7 protein-coding genes and 1 tRNA gene are annotated in these 12,389 nt (G+C 51.4%); 5 read left to right on the top strand and 3 right to left on the bottom strand.

The window, feature by feature from the left end:
- Positions 1–580: 580 nt before the first annotated feature.
- Positions 581–1,225 (bottom strand): hypothetical protein, encoded by a 645-nt coding sequence (locus H8527_RS07860; protein WP_187547125.1) that lies wholly within the window; start codon positions 1,223–1,225, stop codon positions 581–583.
- 692 nt (positions 1,226–1,917) lie between these two features.
- On the opposite strand from H8527_RS07860, the gene H8527_RS07855 reads away from it, so the two are divergent.
- A tRNA-Arg gene (locus tag H8527_RS07855) sits at positions 1,918–1,989 on the top strand.
- A 268-nt stretch (positions 1,990–2,257) separates the two neighbouring features.
- On the opposite strand, the gene pnp is transcribed toward H8527_RS07855, so the two are convergent.
- Together pnp and secDF are read right to left on the bottom strand one after the other, a co-directional pair.
- Positions 2,258–4,474, bottom strand: a complete 2,217-nt coding sequence (gene pnp / locus H8527_RS07850) for a polyribonucleotide nucleotidyltransferase (protein WP_187547124.1) — start codon at positions 4,472–4,474, stop codon at positions 2,258–2,260.
- Positions 4,475–4,654: 180 nt separating this feature from the next.
- Complete coding sequence (gene secDF, locus H8527_RS07845; protein WP_187547123.1) at positions 4,655–7,654, bottom strand: protein translocase subunit SecDF; 3,000 nt, start codon at positions 7,652–7,654, stop codon at positions 4,655–4,657.
- A gap of 307 nt (positions 7,655–7,961) precedes the next feature.
- Between secDF and H8527_RS07840 the strand changes: the two genes are divergently transcribed.
- The 4 genes from H8527_RS07840 to H8527_RS07825 all read left to right on the top strand — a co-directional run bounded on the left by H8527_RS07840 (position 7,962) and on the right by H8527_RS07825 (position 12,350).
- Positions 7,962–8,921 (top strand): glycosyltransferase family A protein, encoded by a 960-nt coding sequence (locus H8527_RS07840; RefSeq protein WP_187547121.1) that lies wholly within the window; start codon positions 7,962–7,964, stop codon positions 8,919–8,921.
- Positions 8,922–9,129: 208 nt separating this feature from the next.
- The gene (rd, locus tag H8527_RS07835; RefSeq protein ID WP_187547119.1) at positions 9,130–9,294 is read left to right on the top strand and encodes a rubredoxin; all 165 of its coding nucleotides are present in this window, start codon (positions 9,130–9,132) and stop codon (positions 9,292–9,294) included.
- Positions 9,295–9,830: 536 nt separating this feature from the next.
- Positions 9,831–10,877: an NAD(P)-dependent oxidoreductase gene (locus H8527_RS07830; RefSeq protein ID WP_187547118.1), complete on the top strand. Its 1,047-nt coding sequence runs from the start codon at positions 9,831–9,833 to the stop codon at positions 10,875–10,877.
- Between the two features lie 84 nt (positions 10,878–10,961).
- Positions 10,962–12,350 (top strand): C1 family peptidase, encoded by a 1,389-nt coding sequence (locus H8527_RS07825; protein WP_187547116.1) that lies wholly within the window; start codon positions 10,962–10,964, stop codon positions 12,348–12,350.
- Positions 12,351–12,389 lie beyond the last annotated feature (39 nt).

Here is a 12,389-nt window from a genome sequence, read left to right as displayed (position 1 = left end):
CTCCTATTTCACGACAAGGAGAGTGAGGTAGAGTGTTGCACTTCTATCTTAAATGCGCAGTATGCTTTGACAGTTAGGGCATTTATGAGCAACCGGCATCTGATGGAGGTAACATCGACCGATATTCGCCCTCTCTCTGAGGGCGAACGCAGTTTCTCACTGTACCCCCATATTTTTTACCGAAAACATAGTCGTAAAAACCGCTATCAATGAGTCTAAGAACTCAATGATAGCGGTTGTTTTTGTAATATGATGGAAAAATCTATCAAGATGATGGGACCATCATATAGTGTTGAAAAATCCCCTTATAGGTTATTAAAGTAAATTACCATGAAAGAAAACGATTGATAAATCTTTCAAGAAGGTTATTCCCGTAAAAATTCCAAAACAAACCATATAGAATGATACAAGCCATTAGAAAGTTTTCATGAGAACGAACCCAGGGTTCATCCCATGTAAAGTATACAATCCCACAATTCATGATAGCAAATACTATGTAAACGAAGATTTTTTTCATATCCTTCTATATTTAGAGAAAAAACAACACTTCGAGAGAGACTTCTAAGGAATATCAGGCTGCTTAAAGAGGCCTGATACTTCCATGGTCATTGTTTCTCACAAAAGTGTGTTTTCGAACTCGATTGTCTAAACAAATAAGAGATGCAGCTGCTGCAACGCAAGGAGCATAAGAACCTATAGTGAGAGCAACCATAGCAGACTCTTTACAAAGACTCAATCTGGTTACACAATCCCACCAAGTTTCTCGAACCCAATAAGAACGAGTGTTGGGTGCCTTGTGGTTCAAGCTAATGAGGACATTTCCGTTTGATAGTGGTGTCGTGGTTATTTTGACGGCCTTGTAAAGACTATCATATTCGTGTTCTATTACCCATTCATGTTCGTTGATTTGTTGAACTTTCATCGAGAGTTTAATGGGTTCATCCTCTGTCTCGAATATAGCTGAGTATTTGTCTTTTGAGTCCTGTCGGAGTAGATACTCATACTCTTCTCCTGTGGCATCGTCTGTAAAGCTTACTAAGTTTTCTTTTCCCGAAACACTTGTACCTCGAGTGCTAGGGAGAGAAGTTAACTTTAAATCTTTGATGATTGCATTCGGTTGAGTGGCTCTATATTCTTCCAAGAATGTCTCATTGCTACAACTAGCAACAAACAGGGATAATAAAATAATGCAAAGAAAAATGGTTTTAGAGAGTACTGTTTTCATAAAAGGAATATGGTTTATTAGTTTGACGTGTGCGAATTTAGAAAGAAATTTTCAATCCAACAAATAATCCACAGAAAAAGTGAAGTGTATATCTTATCTTTGCAAAGTAGCCCCAAAAAAACATCGATAATATACGTCTGATATATGTGCATGAGCATAGCGAAGCGCACTATCTGTCACCCTTTGAATGAATTGATCCGGAAGAGAATATTTTGCAATTATATTTGTTTCATTTTTCGACAGATTGTTTTTGCGAGGAAGGGGTGTAGCGAGCTACATGAGGCATGAACAAAGTGGAGAGGGTGGAAAATGGAAACAAAGAGGGTATCAAAGTAGAGAACATCCACTCATTTTTCGCCAACGCAACGCATAACTATTTTGCAATTTCAGTTGTGCTCATCCCATCATAGTTGTATTGAGTATTCCATCTAAGGCTACAACCTCTATTCGAGTCTTTAATTATTGAGGTTTGATTTGGCGTTGTGAAGATGTTGGCGCAAAATTCGCAAAAAATCTCTTATCCACAAACTTTCCACGCACGATTTACCTTTGCCTGCGCCAAAATCACTGTTTTTTGTGTGGGCCATCCGATTTTTATCGCTAAATTTGCAATTCGATTGTGGCACAGCGGTAGGCGCTCCTGCCACTTGCAACCACACGACGATGCTGTTGCGTGGTGTCACTCTTCACCCGGCTTCGTAGTTCAATGGATAGAACAACCCTCTCCTAAAGGGTAAATAGGGGTTCGATTCCCCTCGGAGCTACTTTTCAGTAGGTCGTTTGACAAAAGTATTCTCGCCACGGCTGTACTCAATACTTATGGGTACTACCGTGGCGAGAAAGCGTCTGTCAAACGACCGATTTGCGTTAAAGTTGTGTTAAAATTGGTACGGAGTGGCTGTTTTGGCGGGCGAGATGTCTATATAGGAGTAGAGGGTGTTGCGCTCACACAAAAAAAGCCGCGCCAAAACAGCAGTTTCAGCACGGCTTTTTTATCGAGTCGAGGACACAGGAGGGTGTCCTTAAACAGGATTAGTCTTCGTCACGATGGGGACGACGGGGACGGCGTTCGCCATCTTCGCGGCGAGGACGGCGGGCAGGGCGTTCTTCCCAACCTTCGGGCTTCTCGGTGAGCACCTTGTGCGAAAGGCGGAACTTGCCGGTCTTTTCGTCGATTTCGAGGAGTTTCACCTGGATCTTGTCACCTTCCTTGATACCGGCGTCTTCAACGCTTTCGAGACGGTTCCAAGAGATTTCGCTGATGTGGAGCAAACCTTCCTTAGAGGGCATGAACTCTACGAAGCAGCCGTAAGGCATGATGCTCACCACTTTGGCTTCGTAGATCTCGCCCACTTCGGGGATGGCCACGATGGCGCGAATCTTGGCAACGGCTGCATCGATGCTGTCCTTGTTGGGAGCAGAAACCTGGATTTTGCCTACGCCGTCTTCTTCATCGATGGTGATGGTGGCGCCGGTTTCTTCCTGCATGCCTTGAATGATCTTTCCGCCGGGGCCGATGACTGCACCAATAAATTCTTTGGGGATTTCGAAAGCTTCGATGCGGGGCACGTGGGGCTTGTAGTCTTCGCGGGGGTGGTCGATGGTCTTCATCATCTCACCGAGGATGTGTTCGCGGCCGGCCTTGGCTTGTGCAAGTGCCTTTTCGAGGATTTCGTAAGAAAGACCATCGCACTTGATGTCCATTTGCGTAGCAGTCAAACCCTTGAGCGTACCGGTGGTTTTGAAGTCCATATCGCCCAAGTGGTCTTCGTCGCCGAGGATGTCGGAGAGGACGGCATACTTGTCTTCACCGGGATTCTTGATAAGTCCCATGGCGATACCTGAAACGGGAGCCTTGATGGGCACACCGGCATCCATGAGCGAGAGCGTACCGGCACAAACGGTAGCCATAGAAGACGAACCGTTAGATTCGAGGATGTCGCTCACCACACGCACGGTGTAGGGGAAGTTGTCGGGCAGCTGACCCTTCAAACCGCGCCAAGCGAGGTGGCCGTGGCCGATTTCGCGACGACCTACGCCGCGTTGAGCACGGGCTTCACCTGTAGAGAAGGGAGGGAAGTTGTAGTGAAGGAGGAAGCGCATATAGCTCTTGTCCAGCACGTCGTCCACCATCTTTTCGTCGAGCTTCGTGCCGAGGGTGGTTGTGGTCAGACTCTGCGTTTCGCCACGTGTGAAGATGGCTGAACCGTGAGGACCGGGAAGGGGATTGACTTCGCACCAGATGGGGCGGATGTCGGTGGTCTTACGACCATCGAGACGTACGCCTTCGTCGAGGATGCAGCGGCGCATAGCGTCCTTTTCCACGTCGTGGTAGTAGCGGTCGATCAGCGCATTCTTTTCTTCGAGCTCATCGGCAGAAAGTTCGGTGTGTGCAGCGGCATAACTTTCCTTGAAAGCTTCGCGCACGGCTTCGAAAGCATCAAAACGCTCGTGCTTTTCAAGGGCCGACTTCGTGATGTCGTAGCACTTCTGATAGCACTCGCTCTTGACTTGCGTACGGAGGTCTTCGTCGTTCACTTCGTGGCAGTATTCGCGCTTCACGTCCTTGCCGAGTTCCTTGGAGAGTTCCTTCTGGATTTGGCACATGGGCTTGATGGCGGCATGAGCCACCTTCAAGGCTTCGAGGAGCGCACTTTCGGGCACTTCGTCCATTTCGCCTTCCACCATCATGATGTTTTCTTCGGTGGCAGCGACCATGAGATCCATGTCGGCGCCTTTGAGTTGTTCGAAAGTGGGGTTGATGACAAACTCGCCATTGATGCGCGCCACGCGCACTTCGGAAATGGGGCCGTCGAAAGGAATATCGGTGCAGGCAAGGGCTGCCGAAGCGGCAAAACCGGCGAGGGCATCGGGCATGTCTACGCCGTCGGCGCTGAAGAGGGTGATATTGACGAACACTTCAGCATGATAGTCGGAGGGGAAGAGGGGGCGGAGGGCACGATCGACAAGGCGGGAGGTGAGGATTTCGTAGTCACCGGCACGGCCTTCGCGCTTGGTAAATCCACCAGGGAAGCGACCTACGGCCGAATACTTTTCCTTGTAATCGCATTGGAGGGGCATGAAATCGGTGCCGGGGGCAGCGTCTTTGGCACCGCAGACAGTGGCCAGCAACATGGTGTTGTTCATGCGGAGCATCACAGCACCATCGGCTTGCTTGGCCAACTTGCCAGTCTCAATGCTGATGGTGCGTCCATCGGGCAAAGAGACAGTCTTTGTAATAACGTTCATCTAATGTAAATTATATAGTGTAAATGATTTGTCGGCAGAAATGCGTGGCAAATATACTAAAAATCTTTGACAATCAGGGAGGTTGCAATGAATATTTTTCAGGAGAGAGAAAGTGCTTTCAAAAAAAACTCCCCCTCACTGCTCCAACGAGCAATGAGGGGGAGGAATAGAAGATTGTGCTTAGGCTTGGGCCGACTTGCCGGCACGACGATGGTAGATCTTGTTGGCGATGGGGGCAGCCAAGAAGATGGACGAGAGCGTACCGAAGAGGACACCGAGCAACATCGCAAACGAGAAGGAGCGAATGGCTTCACCACCGAGGAAGAAGATGCAGAGGAGCACCAAGAAGGTGGTGAGCGAAGTCATGATGGTACGCGTCAACGTGTTGTTGATGGAGTCGTTGAACACACGCTCAGAATCGCGGTTGGGATAGAGTCCGAGGTTTTCGCGGATGCGGTCGAACACCACCACTTTGTCGTTGATGGAGTAACCAATCACGGTAAGGATGGCACCGATGAAGGTTTGATCGACTTCGAGCGACATGGGTACCAGACCCCAGCAGAGGGCATAGACACCGATGATGAGGAAGGTGTCGACAGCCAAAGCTACAATGGCACCTACCGAGAACGCTACACTACGGAAGCGGGCGAGGATGTAGATGAAGATGGCCACCAGCGAAAGGAAGACGGCAATGAATGCGCCCTTCACCATATCGGCAGCGACACTCGGTCCTACCTTCTGGGCAGAGATAATGGAGCCTCCCACGCGATTGTCGCGATCCTTGAAGACATTGTAATCGGCCTTGATGAGGTGGGCGTTGTGGAGGGCACGCCAGATGAGTTGTTCTACCTCTTGGTCGACCTTCTCATCATTTTGGTCAATCTTGTAAGACGTCGAGATACGCACAGCGGGGTTTTGCGTGGTAACGATGGCAAGGGTGCTCACCGTGGCCTTTTCGCCTGTCTTGACCACTTCGGCTTCTACGGCTTTCTTCACCTCTTCGGGGGAAACCTTTTGTTCAAATTCGACCACGTAGTTGCGACCTCCGGAGAAGTCGATGCCACGCTGCAAACCGCGAACGGCAAGTCCTGCAACACCCACCAAAACGGCAGCAACAACAATGACGAGGGTCCTTTTGGCCATCTTCATGAAGTCGAAGTTGGTATTGGTGAGGAGATTACGAGAAAGTCCTGTGGTGAAGGTCAAACCGAGCCACTTATCCTTGTTGGTGAAGTGTTCGTAGACGATGCGCGTCAACCAAACTGCGGTGAAGAAGGAGGCAACGATGCCGATGCCGAGCGTCATGGCAAACCCACGAATGGGACCCGTACCGAAGTTGTAGAGGATAATGGCGGTGATGATAGAGGTGAGGTTGGAGTCGAAAATGGCCGAGAAGGCATTTCCGTAACCATCCGCAAGAGCCTGCTTGAGGTTCTTGCCGGCACGAAGTTCTTCCTTCGTACGCTCATAAATGAGCACGTTGGCATCGACGGCCATACCGAGCGAAAGCACCATACCGGCCAATCCGCTCATAGTGAGGGCGGCTTGGAAGGAAGTGAGCACACCGAAAGTGAAGAAGAAGTTGAGGATGAGGGCGCCATTGGCCACCATACCAGGAATGAAGCCATAGAAAGCACACATGAAAGCCATGAGGAGCACGAAAGCCACTACGCAAGCGGTGAAACCGGCTTGGATGGAGGCAGCACCGAGGCTCGGGCCGACGGTTTCTTCCTGCACAATGTTGGTGGGCGCAGGCATCTTACCGCTCTTGAGCACATTGGCCAAGTCTTGAGTTTGTTGCGTGGTAAAGTGGCCCGAGATTTGACTCTGTCCACCATTGATTTCGCTTTGGATGGTGGGAGCACTGTACACCACATCATCCAATACGATGGCAACGGGACGCTTCAAATTTTTCTTAGTGATGGAAGCCCACTCGCGAGAGCCGTCGGGGGTCATCGTCATCGAAACGACAGGCTTGTGGTGCTCGTTGTAGTCGTCTTTGGCATCGGCAATCACAGCACCGGCGAGAGCGGCTTTGCCGTTGGTCTTGCGCAGCGCATAGAGAGAGTAGACTCCGCCCTCAGGATTTACGCTCCAAGAGAGATGAAGATCGTTGGGCAGAGTCTCTTGTGCCAAGGGAGAGTGGAGGGCTTTGTTGATAGCCGCGGTGTCGGCACTGAGCGCATAACCCACGATGCAATACTGCGGATTGCCCATCTGCACGAAGTTGGCCAGCAAGGGATTGCTCTTCAAGCGAGCGGCCTTGTTGGCAGCCCCGGCTTGTGCAGCTGCATCCTTGGTGCTCACCTTTTCTTCGCTGTTTTTAGCAGCTTTCAGTGCATCAGCGACCGATGCCGTTTGAGCAGGTGCAGCCTTCTCTTCGGCCACGGTATCGGTCTTTTCGGAAGAACCGGCCTGAGCAAGACGGCTGTCAAGGTTCATGATGGCGGCTTGCACATCGGCATAGTCGTAAGTTTCCCAAAATTCGAGGTTGGCCGAACCTTGGAGGAGTTTACGCACACGTTCGGGCTCTTTGATACCCGGCATTTCCACCATGATTTGTCCCATTTGGCCACGGCCTTCAAGGATTTGGATGTTGGGTTGCGCCACACCAAAGCGGTCGATACGCTGCTGCACCACTTGATAAGAGTTGCTCACAGCGGCCTTGATTTCCTTTTCAAGCGCCGACTTCACTTGGGCGTCCGAACTGTTGGGCGTGATACCGTCGTCTTTGAGTTTGAGGGCAAACACGCCACCGAGTTGGTTTTTCCCCACTTGCTGTTGAAACTTGCTCACGAAGACGTCGAGGAAGTTCTCAGACGAAGTGGCCGCTTCGGCACGAGCTTCAGCAATCACCTTCTTGACTTTGGGGTCGTCGGCGTTGCTACCGGCCAGTTTGGTCACGACTTCGGGCACGGAAACTTCGAGGATGACGTTCATACCACCCTGCAAGTCAAGTCCCAAACCAATTTGAAGCGTTTCGCAAGTTTTGTAATTTTGGCCGAGCCAAACATTACCTTCGCTCTGTCGCAGCGAATCCAGATAGGCCTTACCTGCCACTTCGCCCATAGCCGCTGCCTTCTTCTCGTAGTGAGACGTTACGAAGGAGAAACTCAGGTAATAGAGGCAAATCAGACCCAAAAGTACCGCAATGACTTTTACAAATCCTTTGTTTTGCATTGATTTTGAGTTGAGATTTTATGATTATTTTGATTGTTGCTTATTGAGAAGCAGAAATGCTGCACCGCTCGTATGCACATCTAAAAGAGAAGGTAGTTATTATGCCTTCAACAGCGTCTTTTGACACCTGCACACACTGATGAGCGTGCAAATATACTTCTTTTTTTTCAAACAAACGAAAATCAAGCCACAAATCCACATTTTCATACCACTTCTCGCAGGGTGGGCGACAAAATCAAGCAGCAGCGTTGGTCAAGCCTTATTTTCTACTTATCTTTGCAAAAGCACTCTTCACCCCGCTCCACTTATGCCTCACCCACTGGTTTCGATCATTCTCACCGTCCACAACCGCGCAGATCGGGTGGCCGAAAGTCTTCGGTCGCTCCTCGCGCAAACCTACCGACCGCTGGAAATCATCGTCGTCGACAATGCTTCGTCCGATGACTCAAAAAAGATGTGCCAAGCCACCGTACAACACTGGCAGACGGAACACCCCGATTCCGAACTCTCGATACAACTCCTCGACGAAATGCAACGAGGAGCTTCCGCAGCACGCAACTGCGGACTACGCGCCGCCCATGGTCAATGGGTGGCTTTTTTCGATGACGACGACACGATGTCGCCCGATTTTGCCTCAGAGATGCTCCGTGCCGCCCATAAGAAGCCCAATGCCCGATGGGTCGTGGCGCGCACACGAATGGTGTTCGGCGACGGGCGAGAAAGGGTGCGCGATGGGTGGCCATCCCCCACCCTCACCGATCATATTCTGGGCTGCCTCATCTCGACCCAATCGTTCATGACACAACGCGACTTGCTCCTGCACATCGGTGGATGGGACGCGGCCTTGCCTTGCTGGAACGACTACGAAGTCGGGGTGCGCCTGCTCCTCAACGAAGCACCACCCGCATGGTGCCAAGGCGTGTTCCATCGCATCTATCAGCATGCCGACAGCATCACGGGCGAAGCCCTTGCCGACAAACTTCCGAAAATCGTACAAACCCTCAACAGCATCTCTCGAACGCTGAACACTTACGCTGCGCCACACGCTGCCCGCGTGGCTCTGGCCTATCGCTGCGCCATCGTGTGCGGCCAACTGCAATGTACCGCCGCCCCCGAATTAGCCCGACAGTTGCACGCCGCCACCAGCCCACTCCGCGCGCCCCTCTCCCCCTTACAACGCGGCTTGGTGCGCGCCTTTCGGTGGCTCTCTGCGCAAGGCATACGCGGCGTATGGCGAGCGGCCCGATGGTGTCTGCCAAACGATTGAGTGACAAAAATCCCTCACATCAGCCCCTCCAATTTGCCACACGCACCTCGCACAACCGCCGAGTTCTCAACAAAAAGCAGAAAAAGTGGCCCAAACATTTTGTCGCGCGCGCCTTTTTTATTACTTTTGCAGCAGAAACAACGGACGCTTTTAGCATAAAGCGTCGTTCATCCAAATCGAACTCAATAACAATTTAAGTTACACGACAATGAAAAAGTACATCTGCGACCCCTGTGGTTATATTTACGATCCCGCCGAAGGTGATCCCGATTCCGGCATTGCTCCCGGCACCGCTTTTGAAGACATTCCCGAAGATTGGGTTTGCCCCATCTGCGGCGTAGGCAAGGAAGACTTCAGCGTCTACGAAGACTAAACGCGACACAACCCCTCATCTATTTTTAAGGCTGTGCGAAATGTTTTGTTCCGACAAACATTTCGCACAGTTTTTCTTATGCCTCGCGCGCGTATATTACACTATAGTGCAGGTTTTTATCCTTCAATCCTTCACCGCCGTTGTAATACTTTGATTTTCTTCTGTTTGCGGGTGAAGGATTTCTTTACGCTCATCCTTCACCCTACCCCTCTCATAAGGTAAAATTTGGCAAATGAGTGAAGGAAGTGAAGGAAAAAATCACAAAATCACAAGTAACGCACGCGCGCGTGAGAGCAACGCACGGGAAGAAGATTTTCCTACCTCAGAGAAAAATAAATCTACCTCAGACATAGACAAAATTACCTCTGAGGTAAATCAGACCGAAAGATTGGCGCGCGACTCATCTGCACACTCCGCCCTTGGGACAACCCGACACAAAATCGGGAGAAATGTCTTTCCAATTCTTCCGGAACACCGACTTATCGTTTGCAGCATTGAGAAGAATGTAGTAAATTTGCAGCATAATCCCTAACAACATGAAAATACTCATCACCGGGGCTTCGGGCTTCGTAGGTTCGTTTCTCGTTGAGCACGCTTTGGAACAAGGTTTTGAAGTGTGGGCAGGTATGCGCAGCAGTAGCAGCCGACAGTATTTGCAAGACGAACGCATCCACTTTCTCGAACTTGATTTGGGTAATGAGGACACGCTCGACCGCCAGTTGGCCGCACACCGCGCAGAACATGGGGCGTTCGACCACGTGATTCATGCCGCCGGAGCCACCAAAGCCCCTTCCAAAGAAGCTTTCGTACGCACCAACACCAAAGGCACCCTGCGCTTGGCACGCCTGCTGGTGAAGCACGAACTACTCACGGGACGCTTTGTTTTCGTATCGACCCTCAGTGTGCTGGGTGCACCGCGGGAGAAAGCCCGCAAAGATGCCGACGGCCGCACCTTGCCGGGAGCCGAACGTTATCAACCCCTTTCGGCCAACGACACACCGCAGCCCAACACGGCCTACGGACTCTCCAAACTTTTGGCCGAAGAAGGGTTGGCCTCCATTGAAGGGCTGGACTACGTCATTCTCCGACCCACAGGGGTCTACGGCCCTCGCGAACGGGATTATTTCATCATGGCCGACAGCATCAAGAAGCACATCGACTTTGCCGTGGGCTACACTCCGCAAATCATCACCTTCATCTACGTGCGCGATTTGGTCGATGCCTGTTTCCTCGCCTTGACTCGCGGTAAGAGTGGCAGCGCCTACCTGCTGAGCGATGGCAACGACTACAGCAGTCGCGCCTTCAGCGATTTGCTGCAACGTGAAATGGGCGTTCGGCACGTGCTGCACATCACCGCCCCCGTTTGGGTACTCCACGCCATTTGCCGCATCAACTCGCTGCTCATCGCCGCCACCGGCAAAATGTCGCCTCTCAACATGGACAAGTTCAACATCCTGCGTCAGCGCAACTGGCGGTGCGATATTGCTCCGGCACGCGAAGAACTGGGCTACCAACCGCAATGGCCGTTGGAACGCGGTGTGAAAGAAACCATCGCTTGGTATCAATCCGAAGGCTGGTTGTAGCCGCCCCCGATTTGTATTTCTGCGGACAAGCCCCTGCATACATAATGGGTGGTCGTTGTCCCTCAAATTCTAATTTTCAATATCATGAACAAACTTCTTTTCTCTCTTTTGCTTCTCGGTGCTCCCCTCTGCACGTGGGCGCAAAGCGGCAGCGTCACCCCCGAGATGCTCACCAAATTCAGAAAACACAGTTCGTCGAAAGCCGATAAGGCCATTCAAAATGCCCTCATCGTCAACGGCATCGACCTTCTCGCTACGCGCCCCAACACGGCCGAAGTGAACGATACCTACTTCTCCAACGAAGCCCCCTCAAAGGGCATCACCGACCAAGCAGCCAGCGGTCGTTGCTGGCTCTTCACCGGGCTCAACGTGATGCGCGCCCATGTCATCAAACAACAGGCGCTCAAGAGTTTTGAATTTTCGCAGAGTTTCAACTCTTTCTACGACCAACTTGAAAAGGCCAACCTTTTCCTGCAATCCATCATCGACAAGGCCGACAAGCCCATGAGCGACAAGACGGTGGAGTGGCTTTTCAAGAACCCCATCTCCGACGGCGGCACCTTCACCGGTGTGCAAGACATCGTGACGAAATATGGTGCCGTACCTGCCGAAGTGATGCCCGAAAGTTATAACGCCAACAACACCTCGCGCATGGCTTCCCTCATCAGCCTCAAACTGCGCGAATACGGTCTCACCCTGCGCAAAGCCTATGCTGCCGGCGAACGTGGCAAAAAGCTCGCAGCCCGCAAGGAGGAAATGCTCAGCGTAATTTACCGCATCCTCACTTCCTGCTTGGGCGAGCCTCCCACGGAATTTACCTACGCTGTCAAGTCGGCCGACGGTCGCCCGATGAAGGAAGAGAAGTACACTCCCCTCTCGTTCTACCAGCGCTTTGTAGGTTGGGATTTGGAAAACAACTACGTGCTGCTCATGAACGACCCCACGCGTCCCTACCACAAGACCTATGCCATCGACCTCGACCGCCACACTTACGACGGCCACAACTGGACTTACCTCAACCTGCCGATTGAAGAAATCAAGCAAATGGCCATTGCCAGTATCAAGGACAGTGTGCGTATGTACATGTCGTGCGACGTGGGCAAGTTCTACAACAAAAAGTCGGGTGTACTGAGCCTCAACAACTACGACTACGGTTCGCTCTTCAACACCGACTTCCCGATGTCGAAGGCTGAACGCATCTCTACTTTTGCTTCGGCTTCCAGCCATGCAATGACGCTTTGTGCCGTTGACCTCGACGACAAAGGACAACCCCGCAAATGGAAGGTCGAAAACTCGTGGGGACTCAACAGCGGCGTAGGCGGCCACCTCATCATGACCGACCAGTGGTTTGACGAATATATGTTCCGCCTCGTAGTCGAAAAGCGCTTCGTTCCTCAACGCACCCTCGACCTCTTCAAGCAGAAACCCACGCTCCTTCCGGCATGGGATCCTCTCTTCAAGGGCGAAGAGTAAATCCTTCCACCACTTCACAACAACCACGAAACTCACATA

The sequence above is a fragment of the Alloprevotella sp. Lung230 genome (assembly GCF_014385435.1).
In the GTDB taxonomy this organism is placed as follows: Bacteria; Bacteroidota; Bacteroidia; order Bacteroidales; family Bacteroidaceae; genus Alloprevotella.
This window is presented reverse-complemented; position numbering and strand designations above follow the sequence as displayed.

Bases quoted from the DNA above. Each gene is read 5' to 3' on its own strand.
- H8527_RS07860 (WP_187547125.1), bottom strand. From the start codon at position 1,225: ATGAAAACAGTACTCTCTAAAACCATTTTTCTTTGCATTATTTTATTA.
- pnp (WP_187547124.1), bottom strand. From the start codon at position 4,474: ATGAACGTTATTACAAAGACTGTCTCTTTGCCCGATGGACGCACCATC.
- secDF (WP_187547123.1), bottom strand. From the start codon at position 7,654: ATGCAAAACAAAGGATTTGTAAAAGTCATTGCGGTACTTTTGGGTCTG.
- H8527_RS07840 (WP_187547121.1), top strand. From the start codon at position 7,962: ATGCCTCACCCACTGGTTTCGATCATTCTCACCGTCCACAACCGCGCA.
- rd (WP_187547119.1), top strand. From the start codon at position 9,130: ATGAAAAAGTACATCTGCGACCCCTGTGGTTATATTTACGATCCCGCC.
- H8527_RS07830 (WP_187547118.1), top strand. From the start codon at position 9,831: ATGAAAATACTCATCACCGGGGCTTCGGGCTTCGTAGGTTCGTTTCTC.
- H8527_RS07825 (WP_187547116.1), top strand. From the start codon at position 10,962: ATGAACAAACTTCTTTTCTCTCTTTTGCTTCTCGGTGCTCCCCTCTGC.